This is a genomic window from Sphingomonas sp. BL-S-25 (genome assembly GCF_055521555.1).
The window spans coordinates 2,563,844-2,582,466 of the sequence record NZ_CM145486.1 but is presented as its reverse complement, the minus strand read 5'-3'; the positions used below and the strand labels follow the sequence as shown (position 1 = coordinate 2,582,466).

Annotated in this window: 18 protein-coding genes; 1 reads left to right on the top strand and 17 read right to left on the bottom strand. The window is 66.9% G+C overall.

Annotated features, from left to right (window positions below):
• Positions 1-152: 152 nt before the first annotated feature.
• From ACZ1H8_RS12400 to ACZ1H8_RS12325, 16 genes are all read right to left on the bottom strand, one after another.
• Positions 153-458 carry a DUF736 domain-containing protein gene (locus tag ACZ1H8_RS12400; protein WP_465177495.1) on the bottom strand — a complete coding sequence of 102 codons (306 nt, stop codon included), beginning with the start codon at positions 456-458 and terminating at the stop codon, positions 153-155.
• Positions 459-784: 326 nt separating this feature from the next.
• The gene (rlxS, locus tag ACZ1H8_RS12395; RefSeq protein WP_465177494.1) at positions 785-2,803 is read right to left on the bottom strand and encodes a relaxase/mobilization nuclease RlxS; all 2,019 of its coding nucleotides are present in this window, start codon (positions 2,801-2,803) and stop codon (positions 785-787) included.
• A 200-nt stretch (positions 2,804-3,003) separates the two neighbouring features.
• Positions 3,004-3,471: a hypothetical protein gene (locus ACZ1H8_RS12390; protein ID WP_465177493.1), complete on the bottom strand. Its 468-nt coding sequence runs from the start codon at positions 3,469-3,471 to the stop codon at positions 3,004-3,006.
• 326 nt (positions 3,472-3,797) lie between these two features.
• Entirely contained in the window at positions 3,798-4,406 is a 609-nt protein-coding gene (locus tag ACZ1H8_RS12385; RefSeq protein ID WP_465177492.1) for a lytic transglycosylase domain-containing protein, read from the bottom strand.
• A complete protein-coding gene (locus ACZ1H8_RS12380) occupies positions 4,394-4,972 on the bottom strand; it encodes a S26 family signal peptidase (RefSeq protein WP_465177491.1) in 579 nt (192 codons plus the stop codon). Before ACZ1H8_RS12380 ends, ACZ1H8_RS12385 begins: the two co-directional genes overlap by 13 nt.
• Entirely contained in the window at positions 4,969-5,196 is a 228-nt protein-coding gene (locus ACZ1H8_RS12375; RefSeq protein ID WP_465177490.1) for a helix-turn-helix domain-containing protein, read from the bottom strand. Before ACZ1H8_RS12375 ends, ACZ1H8_RS12380 begins: the two co-directional genes overlap by 4 nt.
• A gap of 141 nt (positions 5,197-5,337) precedes the next feature.
• Entirely contained in the window at positions 5,338-5,637 is a 300-nt protein-coding gene (locus ACZ1H8_RS12370; protein WP_465177489.1) for a DUF736 domain-containing protein, read from the bottom strand.
• Positions 5,638-6,300: 663 nt separating this feature from the next.
• Positions 6,301-8,085: a ParB/RepB/Spo0J family partition protein gene (locus ACZ1H8_RS12365; protein ID WP_465177488.1), complete on the bottom strand. Its 1,785-nt coding sequence runs from the start codon at positions 8,083-8,085 to the stop codon at positions 6,301-6,303.
• A 101-nt stretch (positions 8,086-8,186) separates the two neighbouring features.
• Positions 8,187-8,582: a DUF2958 domain-containing protein gene (locus ACZ1H8_RS12360; RefSeq protein WP_465177487.1), complete on the bottom strand. Its 396-nt coding sequence runs from the start codon at positions 8,580-8,582 to the stop codon at positions 8,187-8,189.
• Entirely contained in the window at positions 8,579-8,704 is a 126-nt protein-coding gene (locus ACZ1H8_RS12355) for a hypothetical protein (RefSeq protein ID WP_465177486.1), read from the bottom strand. Before ACZ1H8_RS12355 ends, ACZ1H8_RS12360 begins: the two co-directional genes overlap by 4 nt.
• A 578-nt stretch (positions 8,705-9,282) precedes the next feature.
• Positions 9,283-9,621 carry a hypothetical protein gene (locus ACZ1H8_RS12350; protein ID WP_465177485.1) on the bottom strand — a complete coding sequence of 113 codons (339 nt, stop codon included), beginning with the start codon at positions 9,619-9,621 and terminating at the stop codon, positions 9,283-9,285.
• Positions 9,622-9,900: 279 nt separating this feature from the next.
• Positions 9,901-10,086, bottom strand: a complete 186-nt coding sequence (locus ACZ1H8_RS12345) for a DUF6961 family protein (protein WP_465177484.1) — start codon at positions 10,084-10,086, stop codon at positions 9,901-9,903.
• 9 nt (positions 10,087-10,095) lie between these two features.
• Positions 10,096-10,284, bottom strand: coding sequence for a hypothetical protein (locus ACZ1H8_RS12340; RefSeq protein WP_465177483.1), 189 nt, complete (start codon positions 10,282-10,284; stop codon positions 10,096-10,098).
• Between the two features lie 182 nt (positions 10,285-10,466).
• Positions 10,467-12,653: a hypothetical protein gene (locus ACZ1H8_RS12335; RefSeq protein ID WP_465177482.1), complete on the bottom strand. Its 2,187-nt coding sequence runs from the start codon at positions 12,651-12,653 to the stop codon at positions 10,467-10,469.
• Positions 12,654-12,672: 19 nt separating this feature from the next.
• Positions 12,673-13,530 (bottom strand): hypothetical protein, encoded by an 858-nt coding sequence (locus ACZ1H8_RS12330; protein WP_465177481.1) that lies wholly within the window; start codon positions 13,528-13,530, stop codon positions 12,673-12,675.
• A gap of 1 nt (position 13,531) precedes the next feature.
• Positions 13,532-16,942 carry a PLL family lectin gene (locus ACZ1H8_RS12325; RefSeq protein WP_465177480.1) on the bottom strand — a complete coding sequence of 1,137 codons (3,411 nt, stop codon included), beginning with the start codon at positions 16,940-16,942 and terminating at the stop codon, positions 13,532-13,534.
• A 239-nt stretch (positions 16,943-17,181) separates the two neighbouring features.
• Here ACZ1H8_RS12325 and ACZ1H8_RS12320 point away from each other — a divergent pair, with 239 nt between their 5' ends.
• The gene (locus ACZ1H8_RS12320) at positions 17,182-17,487 is read left to right on the top strand and encodes a hypothetical protein (RefSeq protein WP_465177479.1); all 306 of its coding nucleotides are present in this window, start codon (positions 17,182-17,184) and stop codon (positions 17,485-17,487) included.
• 130 nt (positions 17,488-17,617) lie between these two features.
• On the opposite strand, the gene ACZ1H8_RS12315 is transcribed toward ACZ1H8_RS12320, so the two are convergent.
• Positions 17,618-18,523, bottom strand: a complete 906-nt coding sequence (locus ACZ1H8_RS12315; protein ID WP_465177478.1) for an endonuclease/exonuclease/phosphatase family protein — start codon at positions 18,521-18,523, stop codon at positions 17,618-17,620.
• Between the last annotated feature and the right edge of the window lie 100 nt (positions 18,524-18,623).

The window sequence follows — 18,623 nt, the reverse complement described above, 5'->3', positions numbered from 1 at the left end:
GCAATGCCCCTTCTTGTGCAGCCTCATTCTAACGCTCTGTGGTCACAGACCCGCTGATGGTTAGAAATCACCGCCATGGGAAAACCGGGTGATCCTTGGAGTTGGAAAAGGGGGGCCGCCCGATAGGACGGGCGGCCCCGGCGATCGGCCATTCAGCGCGACCAAATCAGGGTATGGGCTTTGCCGTCCGGATCCTCGACCAGGTTCGCGTAGATAGGCGCAATGAAGCTAGGATCGTCGAGCGTAAGGCTAAGATAAGCACGCCCATCACCGGAGGTCTTTGCCCAACCGGCACCGATTTCGGCACGACCGACCATAATCCGGTGGGTTGGCGAATTTTCGACAGTATGTGTCGCCTCGGGAACGATCCGGACATTGTTGGTCTGGACCGAAAGGGTGATTATCTCGCCGATGAACGATCCGTCGCCGCTTTTGAGGAAAGTGCCGATTTTATTCATGTGAGCCTCCATTTTTGCTTATGCGAAACCGCCCCATGCGGCCTCGACAGGCGGTCAAGGGCGGTGGCTCGGACGGCGCGCACCGTTAGGCCGAAGCACAGCGGAGGACGGCGACAGCCGAACTTCTTGTCGCGCGAGGAGGCCTGAACAGGCCGGGGAAGAAGATCGGCGCAGCCGTTGCGCGCTCCAGGACGGGCACCGCCATACCGCCGTCGAAACGAGGCCGTGGGGGAGTTACGCTCAGCAATATGGGAATGCGGACTTTCAATCGGCATGCCCGATATAAGACTGTGACGATTTCATTGGCCGAGGGCACTGTGATTGCCTCACGAGATCGTCGGCCCCGATCGCGCGCGACCGAACCGCCAACTGATGCCGTCCGCGCGCATGATCCCGGACGCCGTCTTGCCAATGTTGCGTTCGAGCACGTCGCGCCACGGCACCAAAGTAAAATCCCGCGACCGTTCGACGACCGCGAAGCTCCCGCTTTCAAGATCGACCCTACGCGCGATTCGGCCCTCGATCCGGTCGCCTGTTCGGGCAGTTTCGAACCGCTTGCCAAGCTCGGTGCCGATCCTCTCGCCAGCCTCGTGCAATTCGCGCTGGCGAAGGCTGTCGATTGCACCGTCGCGATACCTGAAAGCCGAACGCTCTCCGTCGCCCAGTTGCTGCTCAATCAGCCACTGCCGCCGCGCCGCCAGAGCCGTCCGAACCTCACGCCCGTAACCAACATCGCGGATGGCGCCATGTCCGCCTTCGGCAAGCTCCCGATCGAGCCAAGTCGGCGCATCTTTGATAGCAAGATCGGAAACCGGGGAGCGTGACATCACCGACAAGGTTACGGGTCGGTCTTTCTGCTGGCGCGCGGCATAAGCTTCCGCCCGGGCGAGATGGTCGTCGGGGATCGTCCAGCCCCCGTCCGCCAAGCGATCCGGACCAGCGCCTGCGCGTCGCATTGCTTCCAGGCGGCGGACATGGCTGGCCGCGAAAGCCTCGCTGGCATTTGGATCGTGGCGTAGGTGCAAGTCGATCGAATAATGCCCTCCGTTGGCGCGCGCGACCGCATCTATGGTGCGATCGGCCTGCGTCGCCTCCACGTGCGACGGCGTGATGTGCACCGTCGCACCTTCCCGTACGGCCGGCACCGCATCGCCCCGGCCGATATCGACGTAGTGGACGCGGCCATCTACGCCATCGACCATCAAATAGTGCCGGTCGCGATGCTCGTCGGAAAATCCCCGCTGGATCACGCGACCCACCAGAGGCTCGCGCAGTTCATTGGACACCACTTGCTCGACGCCTGCACGGTCGAGCCGCCGCACGGTCAGTTCGCGCTGCATGAGCCGGATGACATCGCCGCGCTCGCCCATCCGACGCAGCGTATCCTCCAGGCCGTCGGCGAGCCGGTAGCGGCCACCGCCGACATCCTCGGCCAAGTCCATCGCCTGGAGCTTGCGCAGCCTTCCGGCCGTGACCGATTGCTGGAGCGGATCGTTGTCGGTCGCCGCTACTGTGCGGTCGGCATCCATGCGGCGAAGCAGTCGCCGGTCTATCGCGGTCAATCTTTCTTGGCCGACATCGTGGCGAAGGCGCGCCTCGATCTCGTGATCGGTGCGAGGACCAAGGTCGAGCGTCACCAACTCGGACGCGCGTTCGCGAAGGCCGTGGGCGATGTATTCGCGCGCGATGATCAGATTGTCGCCGCGATCGTCCACCCCGCGCAGGACGATATGGGTGTGCGGTCGCTCGGTGTTGAAGTGGTCAACCGCGACCCAATCGAGCTTGGTGCCTAGGTCCTGTTCGACCTGTGTCATGAGGCGGCGGACATAGGGCTTGAGGTCGCGATATTCGGCCCCGTCCTCGGCCGAGACGATGAAGCGGAACTGGTGCCGGTCGCCAGCCGTCCGCTTGAGGAAATCGTCGCCATCGGCGCGGTCGGTGTCGGGACCGTAAAGCTCTCCTGGCAATCCCTCGCGTGTGACCCCGTCGCGCTGGATGTAGCGCATGTGCGCGCGGGCGACCTGGCCCGCCTTGCCCTGCATGCGGATCAGGCTGGCTTTCACCACCGCCCGCCGCGCGCGCATGCCCGTAAAGCGATCGCGGCTGGAAAGCAGCCGCCCGACGCTCGCGCCGCGACCGATCCGGCTGCCGTCGAAACGCAGCGCCTTCCCGCCGGTTTTGGTGCCGGCAAGCCGCGCAGCGGCGAGGATGCGGCCGCCATATTTCGCGGTGCGCTTGCCGTCTTTGCTCCGGCTTCGGCCCAGCTTCGGCTTGAAGTCGTCATCAGGCATCGAAGTGCTCCGGAGTCTCGCGATTTCGAGGGTAAAATGGCGGATTTCCAACATTTTCTTCGCGACAGTCTCGCAGCTGCGGGCTGCTGTCTCCCGAAAAAACGATGTGCAGACAATCACTTAGGAAGTGTCGCGAGACACCGCCTTTATCTTGTTTCTCCTTCTCCCTTCCTACCCCCCATTCCAAGCGCAAAAAGAAAGCCAGGACACGCCGCCAGTCCGGCAGCGCATCCCGGCTCCTGTCGAGGCGATCCTCACGCATCCGAGAACGCCATTCGCGCCCGCCCAGCGCCTGCAAAACAGCGCTTGCCGAGCATCCCGCGCGCCTCGCCCTCGCCATCGACGAGCATCACGGCGACGAACCAACGGCCACCGATCCGCCCGAGGATTCGCACCCGGTCGAGCTCGACCTGCGTCTCGTCTTCGCCGAAATAGCTGCCGAGCCAGCGCTCCTCGACCCGCGCATCCCAGTGGAAATCGCACTTCTCGGCATCGAGGAAGCGCTGCGCCAACGCGCTCGCGGCAACCCGCCCGAACTCGATCTCGAGCCCGCCGACGAGCGCCGCCATGACCCGGTCGGTCGCGTCCGAGATGGAAATGAATTGTGCCATGATCAGTCTCCGCTTGCGGTCCCCGCCATCGAGGACACCCAGGCTGGAGACGGGCGGCGCGGCGGCGGTCAGGGCCGCCTGCGCATGGCGCAGGCGCCGCGAAGCGGACATGGGGGGAGCCGATTTGCGCAGCAAATCGGGGGGTACCCATGGGCCTTGAGGGCCGCCGCGCCGCCCGTCATGCTCGGACTTCACGACGAGCCCCCTCCCCCGTCTGCCTCTCCACCCTCGGTACCCACCGCTCGCTGCCCCCTCCCCCCTGTCCACCGTCTGCGCCCACCACGCGCTGCCTCCCCCGTCGGGCTGCCGCACCATCGATGCGCACCACTTGCTGGCGCCAACGGCTGCCCAAAACCCCACCCCGCGCGTTCCCGTAGCCCTACCGTACCCGCTCCGGCGCGCGGCTTGCGCGACCGTCCTGCCATCCGCCCGGTCCATCACCGGTCCTCTCGATCAAAGACGAAGAGCGATGCCCGGCCGCTCGCATCGGGCGCTTGGACCCTCGCCGCACGCCCCTCGCGGCGCATCAGGAACAGCGGATCCCGTGCCGCCGGCTCGGGCCCTGAGACCGGTCCAGGCCGGTCCCCGCTGACCCGGCGCAGATAGGCAATCGTCTCGGCCGGAAGCCGCGCCTTGCCCGCCAGCCAGGCGGCGTAGCGCGCCGGCCCGGCATTATAGGCAGCGAACAGCCCCGGATAACCGAAGCGGTCGTGCATGCGGCGCAGATAGCAGGCGCCGGCAACGATATTGTCCGCCGGCAGGTCGGGATCGTCGCCGAGCGACAGTTCGCGGCGCAGCTCCGCCCAGGTCGCGGGCATCAGCTGCATCAGCCCGATCGCGCCCTTGGTGCTGCGGATCGGGCGACCGCGGAGCTCAGTCTGCCCGCCGCTTTCGGCGCGCATCACCCGCTCGATCCAGGCGCGGGGAACAGCGCAGCGCGCAGCCGCCACCTCGATCTCGGGCGACCAGCGCGACACCCCAGCGCCGCCAGGATCGCCGGCCGGCGCCAGGAACCCGGCGAGCAGGACGAGGCTCAGCGGGCCCATATCAGCCTCGCGCGGCCGACGACATCCGACGCCCGGCTGATGCCGAAATAGCGCCCGTCGAATGAGCCCGGCGGCGGCATCAGCAGCAGCATATCGCCCGCGCCGAGCGTCACGCAGCCTTCCCACCAGGGCAATGCCCGGCCGCTGGAATCGCGCCGCAACCGGGTCGCTACCACGACGCCATTCACCCTGACCTGCGTGCCCGAGGCGCAGACCAGGTCGCCATGGGCGGCGGCGACGCGCTTCACCAGCGGGACGTTGGCGGGCAGGTACCGGCGTCGCGCGGCGAGCGATCGCCACGGCTCGGGCAGTCGCGCCACGACCATGTCCCCGCGCCCCACCGCCCCGCCCGGCCACACCCAGTAGAGCCCGGTGGGCGCGCTGCGACTTGCATTCCAGACCAGGCGCGGCGACGGGCGGGCAAGGGTCGGCGCGACGAGCAACAGCAGCGCCCCGCCGCCCAGCAGGCCGAGCCGAAGGCGACGCAGCCCGGCCGCGCGGCGCGCATCGCGCGCCTCGCCCCAGGCCAGCAGCGGCGTGGCGCCCGGCGCCAGACGCCCACTCACGAGCGGATTCCCCGGGCGCTGCGGTCGCGGCTCCAGGCGTCGAGATCGTCGATATGATATTGGACGAACCGGCTGTGCCGGCGGAAGACCGGTCCCTCGCCGCTCACCCGCAGACGCTTCATCAGCCGCGCCGAGAAGCCGAGATAGGCGGCGGCCTGCTCGGTGTTGAGGAAGGGCGAGCCGCGCCTGGCGCGCGTCGCCCGGTCGATCTGGTCGTCGGTCATGGGGGGCATCCTCGATGTGTCGAACGACACCGTGGATGGCGCGCCGGGCATCCGCCCGGGAGTGTCGAAACACGGCCCCTCCGAGTTCGACACCCCCCGCCGGGAAGCGTCCCGCGCCGGGAGGCACGGGACGCCTTGGGCTCAGCGCGACCAGATGAGGTTGTGGGTGCCCTGCTCGCCCTCGACCAGCGTCGCGTAGATCGGCGCGGGCAGCGAGGGGTCGTCGAGCTTGACCGAGACATAGGTCCGGTCCTCGCGCGAGGTCTTGGTCCAGCCGGCGCCGAACTCGACATTCGCCGAGGTCATCACGCGGTAGTCCGGGGCCTTGTCATTGTCCTTGCCGACCGGCCGGATGGTCGTCTTGGCGTTGAGCGTCAGGGTCCGGATGGTGCCGGTGAAGACGCCGTTGTCGTCGCGGGTGAAGCTGCCGATGGTCGCCATGATCATTCTCCTCAGTGGGTCGAAGCCGCGCCAGTGCGGCCTCGATGGCGTCGCGCGGGCAGCACGCGACCGGCCTGCACCCGGCCCGCAGAGCAGGGCCGCAGCGCCAGCGAAGGACGGCCAAAGCCGGCTTTCCTGCCTCGCGAGGAAGGCGACGGGGCAGCGCCCCAAGCCGGGGAGGAAAGTCGGCGACGCCGTTGCGGGCCAAGGGCGCGGGCTGCCAGACGGCCATCGTGGAAGAGGCCGCATGCGGCTTTGGACAGTCGTGGGGAGCAGGTGGTGGCACCCTCTCGCCCAGCCATCCGCGTGCGCCACCCGCCTTCCCCGGCGCGCCCGGCGCATGCGCGCGCCCGCCTTTGCCGAAGGCCGGGAGGGGCGCTTGCATGAAGGTACTGGACCAGGCGCGGGCCTCGGCCGAACGACTGTCGCCCGAGCCGGCGTGCGACGACTGCATCGCCGAATGTCATGGGCCCGGCGTCCGGCAACACGCCAACCACAAGCCCCGCGAGCTCGCCGGACGAGGTGGATTCGAGCGGGCACCGCCCCCCTGCCCGCCATGTGGCGCGACGAATAGGGGGCCCCGCCACGCGGGCCGCTGACCGGCGATTCGATGCGCGCTCCGCGCGCGAACAAGCGGGGCGGCCCCTGCCGCCCCGCATCACTTCAGGCCGCCAGCGCCTCGCCCTCACCCGGCTCCAGCGGACGCGCAGCGCGCGCGGCCGCCACCCTGGCATGCGCCTCGACGCTGCCGATCCCACCGCGTCCGGTATAGGCCGAGGGCGGGAACGCCATCCATCGCGGCACCCAGTTCTCGACCCTCGCCCGACCGTCGGCGCCCGCAAGGGCATCGGTCGCGATCTTCCTCAGCGTCGCAATCTTCTCGCCGGAATTGGCCTCGGCCACCGCCTCGCCAGCGGTCTCGGCGACGATCCGGCCGAGCACTTCCCGGTCGCGCAGGAGCTCGAAGAACGCGGCATCGGGTTGCCACCACTGCGCCATGTCGATGCCGATCTCGGCCCCGACCGCGTCGACCGCCGGGCTTCCCGCGGCGAGCGTCTCGCCCATGAGCAGGGCGATCGCGTCGAGCACCACGCCGTCCGGCCAGCTCAGCAGCTCGAGGAAAAGCGTCACCACCCCGTCCGGGCCGGGTGCGCCGCACAGGGTCGGCGAGTCGCGGTCGAGCGCGAGCACGGAGAGGATCCCGCGGCGATGCTCGTCGAACAGCGTCTCGCCGGGGCACGTCTCGACCGACTCGGCGATGCGGTCGCTGCGTGCCTCCTGTCGCTCGGGCGTGACGCGCCAGAGATGCGACCCGGCAATGGCATGGGCGACCATCAGCCGCAGCGCGACCCGCTGGTGCGACAGCAGGGCGGCACGCACCGCGGCGTGGCGATGGAGGTCGATATAGGCCTGCATCGGCCCGGTCACCTCGGGGCGCCGGGCGGGCGGCGCACCGGCCCCGGCCGCCTCGCCGCGCGCGATCCGGCTCGCTTCCCTGCGGGTCAGATAGCCCTCGTGAAACACGACCTCGCCGCTCGACCGCACGTCGATATAGACGCGCCCGCCCTTGCGCCGCGGCATCTTCTCATGCTCCCAGCCATGGAAGTGGCGCGCCGGCGGCACCACCTCCACCCCGGCCCAGCCGGCATCGAGATAGGCGATGCGCCGCGCCTCGATCGCTTCATCCTGCGCGCGCCAGAAGGCGGCGGCATCGGCGATGTAGCGCTGCTCGTCGAACAGGTCGGCGACCAGCGCCAGCCCGCTCGCCTCGACGTCGAACAGGGCATGGTCGGCGCGGATCGCCTCGCCGCCGAGCAACCAGCCGCGCAGCTGCCAGCCGGTCGGGCAATGGGCGTCGGGCGAGTCCCACAGCGCCAGCCAGTCCTTCTGCCGCGTCGTGCTGGCAAGCGTCAGGTGACGGGCGCTCGCCGCGTCGATCTTGCCCCGGCGGTACAGGTCGCGGATGCGCGGCAGCAGGTTGCCGAGCGCCAGCGTCCGCCGGACCGCGAGCACCGGAAGCGCGAAGGTATCGGCGATCTCCTCCGGTGATCGTCCCTCGCGGACGAGCCGGACGAAGCTTTCCCAGCGGGTCACCTCGTCGGGATCGAGCCGGGCCATGTTCTCGATCAGCGACGCCTCGACGGCATCGGCATCGTCGCCCTCGTCGAGGATCGCGCAGGGCAAGAGCGTCGGCTCGCCTGAAGGATCGGACGCGCCCTGGTCATCGGCGCAGCGTTCCTCGGTGACGAGACAGGCAGCGCGGAAGCGCCGCGCGCCCGCGACGATGCCGAACCGGTCGCCCTCGCCCGGTCGCACGATCAGCGGCTGGAGGATGCCGCGCCGTCGCACGCTCGGCAGGATGTCGGCAACGTCGGGCGGTCGCTTGGCGATGCGCATATTGGCCTTGTCGACATAGAGACGGTCGATGGCGATGAAGTCGAGTTTCATGTCGGTCTTCCTTTCGAAGCGGACCGGCACCGCGCCTTTATCGTGGGACGGGCCTGTCGCAGGGATGCGGCGGGAGGGCGCGCCGCGCGCCTTCCGCGCCATCACCCGGACGGCGGAAACCAGTCTGTCGGGTCGCCCGCCGGACGCTCGTGGCGCAGCAGCGCCTCGTCATGGAGGATCGAGCCGGCCGAGCGCGCGCGACGCGCCCATTCGGCAAGGCCGATGTCGGTCGAGAAGTGGCGGTCGCGCTCAATGCGCAACCCGAACGGCAGCCGCAGCGCCGCGATCTCGGCGAGCGAGAACCAGCCGAGCTCGGGACAGCCGAAGCCGAGGTCGGCCAGCCCGAACAGCGCATCGCCGTCCTCGGCAAGCTCGCTCGCGAGCCACGTCGCGGCCGACAGCGGGTTGAACAATTTGACCAGCGGGCGCCTGGCCTCGCCGCTGTCGCGATACTGGGCGACCAGCGCCGCACGGAGCCCGGGGGTGAGCAGGCTCACGATCCCGAGCCCAGCCAGGCAGCGAAACCCGACGCGGCCGCCTCGGCCTCGCCACCGGCTGCCATCGTCGGCGCGAGCCCGCCCAGCCCGTCGGCCACTTGCTTCGTGCGCCATGCGCGCATGATCCAGTCCTTCCCAAATCCCTCGCCCGGCCCCGGAAAGCGGGGTGGGCGGCGAGGAAGCCCTGGAAGGCCCGCGGCGGCGGGCGGGACGCACCGCAAGGCCGCAACGCAGGTGGAGGACCCGGGCCGCGCCCGGGTTGCGGCCCGCCCGAGCGGGCCTAGAAGGGCGCGGCGCCCATCCCGCTTCTCCGGGACCGGCCAGACGAGCGCCGGCGCGAACGCGCCGTCCGCTGCTCAAGCGCCAGCGATCGTCACCGACAGGCCGGGACGCGGCGCGGCCCGGCGGCGCGAAGTGCCGTAGAGCGCGGTTGCAGCGATCCGATGCAGGAACAATATGCACTCTTGTCGACACCGCGGCGGGGCGGCGTGCGCGCGCAAGCCGTGCGCCAGCCGCCGCCCCGCCCCCCGGTCAAAGGCAAGCGCGCATGCGCGGGCGAACCGGCGCGCGCACCCTGTGGCTGCCCGCAGCCTCAGCGTGCGCCCATCGGATCCCGCGCACCACCATGGCATCGCGCTGCAAGGCCTGACAGCGTATGCCCATGTGCACGACAGCGGCTACACACTACCGCCAAGACGGCTCAGTAGCCCCTGCGAACTTCTTCCAGATAGTCATCGACCGCCTTCTGGCGGCCGGCAAGGATCACCGCCCGCGCATAGTCCAGATCCTGGTCGGCGGCAGAACCGAGGCATCGCAGATACTCCCGTGCCCGGGAGACATACATGTTCCGGGCATAGTCATCGTCCGAGAACGGCCGCGTCGGCTTGATGCACGGTCGCGACGGATCATATTCGAGCCGCCCGAGGAAGGTCCTGAACTCGCCGCGTGCGCTGCCGCTCAGATATTGCGCGGCGGACGAACCCGCCCATCCCAGCGACATGCCAATTGCGGTCACCAGAACCACCAGCTTCCTGTTCATTTACGCCCCCTCCAACAAGGATCAGGATCCAGGTGGGGATCTGATCGCCAGACGGTGCCAGGCGGTGCAAATCTCCACACAGGCTTCCCACCCGAACCACGATCCAGGTCTCCGGCGCAGCCCGCCGGAGAACCCGGCGCGTCGCCCAAGACCCGGGACGTCAAATTCCCCTTCCCAAGATCGTCCGAGCGCTGCCCCCGCCTGATCCAGTGACACAATGTCGATACGCACGCGCCCGTGCCAGCGACAGCGGGAGCGACCATGCGGCGCCGACTGTCGTCACCCAGGTCTTCCGTGCCACAAGATATCAAGTCGTACCGCGATCTGACGCCAGCGCTCGACTCCGGCGGCATCGTTCGCAAGCGCAAGCGCGCCGATCCGCTCGGCGACGAAGAGTGCGGATTTATCGCCGTGCACCCGCTCGACCGCCAGCGCCTCCGCGAACCGCTCTTCGTCCGGCGTCATGGCCGAAGATCAACCGTCACAGGCACAACCCTTTCCCTTGTGGCAGGTCTTGTCCTTCGAGATGCAACTGTCACCGCACGCCTTGCCCGCGCTGCAGCGCTTGCAGCATTGGCTGCCGGCAGCGGCGAAGATGCCAAGGCACGGATTGAACGTCGTCGGCCCGAGCGCCAGCAGCGCGGCAAGTGCCAGCAATTTCATGATGCATCCCCCCGCGGGCAAGCTGCAAGGGCGTCCTTTGAAAGTCGAGACAGGTCCGGTCCATTTCGGTTGCAAGGCAGCGCTTCGGAAGCGACGACCGCCAGTCTCGCTGAGCGAACGACCAATGCCTTGAGCAGTCCTTTGCAACAGGCCTCGCGACGGCGGCGGGCTTGGGTCACTCGTCAGCTGGTCGTGAGCAACACTGGCGCAAATCCGTAGAACGAGTCGCCCGTGCACGCGATGACGAGCGCGATTGCGGGCTCCGTCACCGTCGAGGGCGCAGTGTAGAGGCCGGTATCGTTGATGCTACCCAGCTCAGGCTGCACGCTCCAGGTGACAGGGTCGCTGGAAGTCGCGGAGAACTGCTGCGTCCCGCCGGGAGCAAGCTGGGCATTCATCGGCGTGACGCCGACGCCGATGATCACATCTGCCAGGCACAGCAGGCAGGTCGCGCTGGTATTCGCGGCAGTCGCAGTGACCTGGACGGTCTCGAGCGTGGAGGGAAGCTCCGCCGGCGGCGTGTAGAGTCCCGATGCGCTGATCGTACCGAGAGACCCGTCATCCGGCGTGATGCTCCAGGTCGCCAACGCTCCGCCCAGTACCGCAGCCTGGAGCTGGATCGATTCGGTGGAGGGAAACACGATACCGAACGCCGGACTGACCGCGATCGCCGAGGGCACGACGGTCACCACTGCCGTCGCGACATCGTCGCTTGCGTTCGTGGCCGTAACCACCACCGGGATACCCGAGGAGACCGTCGCAGGCGCCGTATAGACTCCGGTCGACGAAATCGTCCCCAGCCTTGGGAAGACCGACCAGGTTACGCTTTCGTTGTCCGATACGGTAAATTGCTGCTCTTGCCCCGGCCCAAGGTCGGCCTGGATCGGCGACAGGCTGAACTGGGTCATCTTCGGGGAGATCTGGCCGAATACCGCGAGGTCCCCGGGAAGGTGCGCGCTCGAATAGCTGAGCGCGTTCATCGCGGGGAACAGGAGGTGGCTTACCGCGAAGGCGTCAACTTCTGTCAGTGGCACCGCCATTGCGGTCGCCACGACCGGCTTCATATTATCGGATAAGGTGGAGGCCGCCTTGTCGCGAAAGGCGCCGTTGCCGAGAAACTTGTCTACCCAGCTGCTCTGCTTGAAGCTGAAGTCGATGCTGGGCGAGCCGATTTGCGTCAGCGAAATCTCCTGCTGTGCCGAGACGGCCAGCGCGGCCTTCATCGATGCGTTCAGAGTCAGCTGGACATAGCTCGTATGGCAAAAGGAATTGCGCATCGTGCTTTGGCCCGCGAATTCTTGCGTGAATTGCGCGCCGTTCCAGGCGATCGCCAGCTGGTCGTTTTCCGGTTCGATCGAACAACCGTTGTAAGGAATGGCTACATTCTGAGGTCCTTTCGGACAATTACCTGACCAAACCGAATAGGCTACCACCCCCGTCGACCAGCTACCCGATATGGGCGACGTGGAGAGCGTGCCCCCACTCGCAACAATATAGCTTGCCGCCTGACTGGCGGGGAATTGATTGACCGAGAAGGACGGGCTTCCGTTCATGGTGGCTGAGTAGTGGGGAGCCAGGATGTTCGAAAACAGCGTCTTGCTCGCCAGGACGAGCGCACAGGTGTTGCCGTCGGGAATGAGATAGGGGAATTTGGCGCCCGGATAATTCCCGCCCGCCTCGTTATACTTGGTAGCCACGAGGAGAAGCACGGCGCCATCGGGGCCCTGCGTGCCGGGATAGACCTGGGTCCGGATGCTGAAGGACGTCGGGACCAGCCCCTCGCCCGAGGTGATCAGCAGCTGGCCCAGCTGATAGCTCAGCCCGCCTGTCGACGCCTTGGCGAACAAGGAGGCGAAATACTGCCCCAGATAGCTCGCGGCGCTGGTCCCGGGCAGCAGGTTCGTCGTGACGCTGGTCGCGTTCTTCAAGTTCACGGTCACGTTATTTTGCGACGAGACACTTCCGGTGACCTGCTCCAGCGGGACCACCGCCCGGAGCTGATAGTCGTCGCCCGGCACGATGGTCTGGATGCCGGTGACATAGGAGATTTTGCCGGACCGGTTCACCTGCAACAGGGTGCCGGCAACGAAGTTGAGGGTGAGGATCGACTCCTGGTCCGTCGTGCTGGGCGAGAAGGAGATGAGCGGCGGCCCGAGCGTCAGTCCTGCCACCTGCACCGCTGCGCCGCTCGTGAGCGCGATGGTTTCGGTTATCGGCGGAAAGTCCTGGTTGGCACGCACGTTGGCGACATATTGCGCAGCGAACAGGTCGTTCACTGCCGCGGCATTGTAGGCAACGAGGACGTCCCAACCCAGGGTATAGGTCTTGTTCGTCATCGTGGCGAGCACGCTTGCCTTGGGATTGGACATGTCGAGGCCCTTTCACCTGTCAGATATTGATCACGAATTCCTCGGCACGCAGGCGGGCGACCTTGCGGAAGACGCGCTGTCGAACCGTCGTCGAGACATCGGGGTCGTGGAAATCGAGCAGGCGCGGCGGCCGCGGGCCGAGAAGATGCTCGGCGGCAATGAGCGTGGTCCCGCCGCGGTGAATGTCGGCGAAGGTGCGGGCGGACTGCAGGATCACCGGGACCTTGCGAATGCCCCGGGCGAGCAGCGCGAAGGCGCGGTGATAGCCGTCCTTGAGGACATATCGCCCCTGATACTCGACGACATGCATGAAGGGCGATCCGAACAGGACAGCGCAGCCGATGATCCGGTTGCCGGACCCGGGCGGGAACTCGATCGTCTGCACGGGGCCGAGCCGCAGGTTGGGATTGGGCGAGGTGATCGTCACGCCGCGCCCATCCTTGTCATAGGTGCCGTCCAGATCCTCCTCGACCCGCCCGCTCGGCATGCAGATATCGAACAGCTGCTGCAGATCGCCCGGCGCGACCGTTTCGAGGCGCGGATCGCGCCGGTCGAGCATGATCACCTTCTGGAAGGCGAGGACTTCGCCCAGGTCGACCATGGCCACGCGGTAGCGCTGGCGATCCTCCGGGGGCTCGGCCGCAAGCAGCGACGCAAGCATCGCCTCGCCCGGCGCGACAAGCTCGGGCGGCAGGGGATGGACCACCGCTCCGGGCGCATGGTCGGGCCGCTCCAGGACCGCGCGGCGCTTTGCCTCGTGGACCGCGCGTTGTGCCCGAACGTCTTCCCCCGGATCGGGCAGCCGGAAGCCCAGCAACGCAGACAAGGCATCCGCGGGCTCGAACCAGGCGAGCAGGGCGCGCAGCTCGCGCTCCACCTCAGCTGGCCGCGATCGCGACGGCGAGGCCCTCGCCGGCGAAGAAATCGATCACCAGCTTGATCGCCAGCGTGAGCCCCTCGCTGCTTTCCTGCAGGCTGTCGAGCCGCAGGAACTGGCAGAGCACGGGAAGCGGCCCGACGATGTCGCCCGCGATGCTCCCGCCACTGGCGCCACGCGACGCGGCCACGATGCCGGACACCAGGTTGATCGCACCGAAGGTGGTCAACAGGACCTTGCCAGCAGGGTCGATATAGCGCGGGACCTTGGACGTGGCGGACCATTTGATCTTGCCCGCCGACAGTGTCGCGATGCCGATGAGGACGGGGCAGATGCCGATGATCCAGTTGGCGAAGGATGCCTTCTCCTCGCTCGTATCGAATGGCGGGGCCTCGAACGGGATCCCGCCCGGCCAGGTGAAGACGGTGAGCAGCGACGGCGCGACCAGGTCGAGGATATTAAATATCATGAGGTCGCAGGTGGGGACGCAGTCCAGGCCGGTGTCCATGAGCGCCCACAGGCTGGCAATGCCGGCTGCGGTATACTGGATGCCCAAGGATGCCGGCGAGCCCAGGGCGTCGGGGGCGAGCGAAGCGCGCAGTGCATCGGCAGTCGGCAGGCTTCCGCCCGGGAAGGGCTGTGTACTGCTCCCATTCGCGATCTTGTACAGGATCGTGATCGGTATCGCGATCGCGGTGCAGAACAGCCCGGAGACGCTGAAATCTGGCGCTTCGATATCGAACAGGCTGGCAATCTCGTCGAACATCGAGGTGAAGAACGGGATGTCGAGCGGTGCCGTCACGACATTGCCGGCGGCGCCGACGGCAGTCGCCATCAGCGCGAGCAGGCTCTCGATGATCCCGTCCAGGAACGTCAGCACCGCCAGGGCGACGTCCTTTGCCGCCTCGATCAGGTCGGCGACACCGATGGTCGACAGATCCTTGGGATCGGTCAGGGCAGTGGTGAAGAAGCTTGCGAAATTGTCGAGCGCATCGAGGAAGTCGTCCGCGACCGTATCGAAATCGGCGGCGAGTGTCGCGAAATCCCCCGCCAGGGCATCGACCATGGGCAGCGAGGGCTGCATCCCGAGCAGCGCCTCCAGCTTTTCGATGAGCCAGTTGTTGTGGACGCTGCCTTCCCAGCGCTTGAAGTCCGCCAGCGCCATGGCGCCGGTGCTCGCGCCGAGCGACAGGCCGACAGCGGGCGCGTAGCGCGACGAGCCCGAGGGAACCAGCGACGGCAGTGCTGCACCGCTTTGCCGGTAGCTGGCCGCGGCGGCGTCGAAGGAGGCGGTGACCTGGCCCTCGAGCTTGGCGAAGAAACCCGAGACCAGCGGCTCCGCCTTCTGGGTGATGGCGTCCTGGACATAGGGGAAGATCCCTCCAAGCGCGCTCTGGATCGCGCTCGAGGTGTTCATGATGTCGCCCCAGTCGAAGAGCATCTTCAGCCAGTCGATAAGCCGGTCCAGTTCGGCCCCGATCCAGGCGAAGATGCCGTGGATCGCCGCGACGATGTCCTCGATCCCGTTGATCGCGGCCCCGACGATGTTCTTCACCTCGTCATAGACCTGCACCGCCAGGTCGATCACCTTGTCGGCGATGTGCACCACGAACTTCGTGACCGCGATGACGCCCTGCTTGATGCCGTGCCAGACGTCTCCGAAGAAGTCCTTGACGCTGTCCCACCAGTCCGAATCGAATGCGGTCTGCGGCATGCCGGCATCACCCGACCGGTAACGCTGATATTCCTCGTCGCTGTGGAAGAGCGTCAGCTTCGGATTGAGCCGGTCGCTCATGTCGACTGCGAAGCCGATCACGTCGGCCGATGGCGGCGTCACGGTGTTGCCGGGGACTTTCACCTGGAACAGCTGCTGGATGCCGCCACTCGCCGTATTGGCCAGTGCCAGTCCCGACTGGCTATCCTGGGTCGCGGGCGCGATCGGCGTGCCGTCGACGGTTCCGGCCTGGATCATGGGCCCGTCGAAGGGCTTCTCGAACGCCGAGGCGCTGCCCTCGTTCAGCGACGCATTTTGCCCTGAAAGGAAACCATGGACCTCGCTTGCCGGGTTGATGCCGGCCAGCAGATCGACGCCGCCGAGCGACACCGTCAGCGATGGTGCCGAAAGCCCGGAGGCGATGCTCGACAGGGTGGCCCGCCCGAGCGGGTTGGTCGTGACCGACAGGGGCGTCGTCGGGCCGATCGGATACAATAGTCCCGCGTGGAGGACGGCACCCGGCGAGGACGCGGTAACGCTGAACGCGACATTGGCGGCCGGGCTGCCATTCTCGTCGACGATCGTGAGATCGGTGCGATATTGCGGCACACGGTAGCTCTCGACGCCGGGGGTCTGCGCCTTGGCCGCAACCCAATGCTGGGTCACGGCGTCCTGGACATAGTGCCAGAGGACGGACTCGGTATCGATCGCGAAGAAGGCGTTCACATCCAGCAGGCTGCTGTCGGTGAAGAGTGCCTGCAGGCCGCTGTCGAGGGGAATCATCGGCGCCCAGCTCGGACCACCATCGCTCCAGCCCGTCTGATGAAGCGCCGAGACGCTGCCATCGGGCCCGGCGGCATAGACGTGAAGCATGTTGCTCTCGTCGATCACTGCTGCCGCGTTCGCCACGGTGCCGCCCGCGATCTGCACCGCAGCCTGTGCGCCATCGATCGTGGAATACAGTCCATTCTTCGAGTCCACGAACAGGAACTGGGCGGCGTTGTTCGCATAATAGCCCAGCACGACTTGCTTGACGCCGTTCGCCACCGTGACGAGTTGCGGTCCTGAGACGACTGCGGTGGCGGAGCCCTGGTAGAGCTGGAGGCCGGTCTTGCTGCCGGACGAGCCCGGCGTCGCCATGATCCAGTCGTCTGCGGCATCGGTGAGCACCAGCACCGGGGTCGTACCTGCCAGGGGGCCGGCCGCCGCCGGCATCGAGGCAAGCGACCATGCTCCCCCGGGGCCCTGCTGACGGATCAGGGCGAGGTTATCGCCGTCGATGCCGTACGCGACCAGTTCGCCTGTCGTGCCGTTCACGGTGATCGCGACCGAACTCAGCAGCGCCAGCGCGTCCGGTGCCGACCATTGACCATTGCTGAGCGAGATATGCCGTGTGGCGCTCGCATCGGTGTAGAAGGCGTGAATCGTGCCGTCGCTCTGGATACCGGCAACCACTCCGGTGACCCCGGCGGTACCGCCGACAGGGACGGTGGCCCAACCGGCCTGGCTTGCCCCGACGGTGGGGCTGATCTGGCACAGCACGCCGTCCGCCCGGACGAACAGCGCCTGCGGAACGCCGCCCACGTTGAAGACCGCGACAGGCGCCGTCGACGCAGTGTCGACCAGCACGTCACTTGTCAGGATGAAGTCGTCGCTAAGCGCGCTGGTTGCGGAAACGCTATAGGCCGGTTGCGACACGACTGCCCCCTTTGCTGGCGACCTGCGCATCGCCATAGTGCCCGGATATAAACTGGAAGATTTAGGACATGATATGACTATTTCCGACGCGCCTGCATCGAAATTGATGTCAAATCCGACCTAAAATTCTACTGCTTCTGTTTATGGCGACTGCAGATCCGTGTATTGCTTCGGGTGCGTCGGCGATAGAATGATTTGAACCGATTTGGGCGTTTGTCTTATTTTTCGAGGAATTGGCGATGGCGACTTTATCGGTGAAAGTGAGCCCCTCGAACCCCGGCGTCGTTGAAGTACGGGTCATGGGAGTTTCCGGCAGTTACGAGTGGTCGGGACAGGCATCCACGGAAGCTCCGCTCAATCAGGATTGGGACGACCTGCCGTCCGGCGACTACGCCATCATTTTCGCGTGGTACCAGGGCTATCAGAACATGGCGCCAACCATCGGCAACAGCGTTATCTATAACGGGGCCTCGCTTTACTATCAGGTTCTGGGAACGCCCGCCGATGGAAACGGCGTACTCGCCATGTTCCCCTTCTCGCTTTAATACTCCGCTGCTCGGTTCGACGGGAGACAGGAGCAGACATCGGGAGTCCGTCGGCGCGCGCCAAGATCGCTCCGCGACACGTGACCCCTGCACCGGCCTGTAGCCGGGCTCTCGGTGCAGCCCGGCAAGCTCAGCGGTCGAGCAAGGCCATTACCGGACAGTGATCCGAATAATGGACCGCGGTCCCGTACTGCACTTCGTCGAAAGCCCGGAAATCGCGACTCGCCCGCCGGTCGAGCGCGATATGATCGATGAACTCGCCATAGCGCGGATCGCACCGGGGCTTGGTACCTGCATCCGCAAGCAGCAGGTCGGCATTGGCGGGATCGCCATCGTCGAGCTCGGCCCAGACCGGGTCTCCCGGCGCCCCCAGCCGGCGGTTCCAGTCTCCAAGGACGATGAACCGGTCCGGCCCGGCCGCCGCCGCATCGATCCAGCGCTCAAGCGGCGCGACCTGCTGCAGGAAGGTCTGGCAGGCAGACGCGCGGTCTCCGGAAAAGCAGCCCGACTTCAAATGGACCGCCAGCAGGCGCAGCGGGCGACCACCGGCCGGACGCACGATGATATCGACGCCCGACCTCAGGTTCGGATTGCCGAGCTGCAGGTCGGTCACATCGGGCGCGCGATCGAAGGCCAGCGTCTTGCGGATCGCGAACCCCACGGCCTGGCGAATGAACATCTGTCCGGGATGGGCACCGCCGCAGCTTCCCCCAGGCTGACCGAAACGCGCCTCCATGACGATCGTGTAGCGAGCCGGATCGAACACCCGTGCTGCGGCCCTGGGATTCTCTGCTTCCTGGAATGCGATGACATCCGCGTCGAGATTGTCGGCGATGGCGCGCATTGCCGCATAATCCGCAGCGGTACGCGGCTCGCATCCGGCCCCGTCCTTCTCGGCGAGAAATTCCAGGTTCCAGCTCGCGACGCGCAACGGCCTCGACGAGGGCTGCGGGTCCGGCGAGGCGGCAGGCGGGGACATGGTGCAGCCGGCAAGAAGCGCGGCCGTGACGAAAGCGAGCATCGAGCGCATACCCATGCCCCTTCGATAGCCGAACTTCGCGGCTGCGGCAGCCACGGCCCGGCTTGCGCGGAAAATTATTCGCTCGCGCGAGGGCGCCGCAGTCCAGTCCACCGGT

Bases quoted from the DNA above. Each gene is read 5' to 3' on its own strand.
- ACZ1H8_RS12400 (WP_465177495.1), bottom strand. From the start codon at position 458: ATGAATAAAATCGGCACTTTCCTCAAAAGCGGCGACGGATCGTTCATC.
- rlxS (WP_465177494.1), bottom strand. From the start codon at position 2,803: ATGTTGGAAATCCGCCATTTTACCCTCGAAATCGCGAGACTCCGGAGC.
- ACZ1H8_RS12390 (WP_465177493.1), bottom strand. From the start codon at position 3,471: ATGTCCGCTTCGCGGCGCCTGCGCCATGCGCAGGCGGCCCTGACCGCC.
- ACZ1H8_RS12385 (WP_465177492.1), bottom strand. From the start codon at position 4,406: ATGGGCCCGCTGAGCCTCGTCCTGCTCGCCGGGTTCCTGGCGCCGGCC.
- ACZ1H8_RS12375 (WP_465177490.1), bottom strand. From the start codon at position 5,196: ATGACCGACGACCAGATCGACCGGGCGACGCGCGCCAGGCGCGGCTCG.
- ACZ1H8_RS12370 (WP_465177489.1), bottom strand. From the start codon at position 5,637: ATGGCGACCATCGGCAGCTTCACCCGCGACGACAACGGCGTCTTCACC.
- ACZ1H8_RS12365 (WP_465177488.1), bottom strand. From the start codon at position 8,085: ATGAAACTCGACTTCATCGCCATCGACCGTCTCTATGTCGACAAGGCC.
- ACZ1H8_RS12355 (WP_465177486.1), bottom strand. From the start codon at position 8,704: ATGCGCGCATGGCGCACGAAGCAAGTGGCCGACGGGCTGGGCGGGCTC.
- ACZ1H8_RS12350 (WP_465177485.1), bottom strand. From the start codon at position 9,621: ATGAACAGGAAGCTGGTGGTTCTGGTGACCGCAATTGGCATGTCGCTG.
- ACZ1H8_RS12345 (WP_465177484.1), bottom strand. From the start codon at position 10,086: ATGACGCCGGACGAAGAGCGGTTCGCGGAGGCGCTGGCGGTCGAGCGG.
- ACZ1H8_RS12340 (WP_465177483.1), bottom strand. From the start codon at position 10,284: ATGAAATTGCTGGCACTTGCCGCGCTGCTGGCGCTCGGGCCGACGACG.
- ACZ1H8_RS12335 (WP_465177482.1), bottom strand. From the start codon at position 12,653: ATGTCCAATCCCAAGGCAAGCGTGCTCGCCACGATGACGAACAAGACC.
- ACZ1H8_RS12320 (WP_465177479.1), top strand. From the start codon at position 17,182: ATGGCGACTTTATCGGTGAAAGTGAGCCCCTCGAACCCCGGCGTCGTT.
- ACZ1H8_RS12315 (WP_465177478.1), bottom strand. From the start codon at position 18,523: ATGGGTATGCGCTCGATGCTCGCTTTCGTCACGGCCGCGCTTCTTGCC.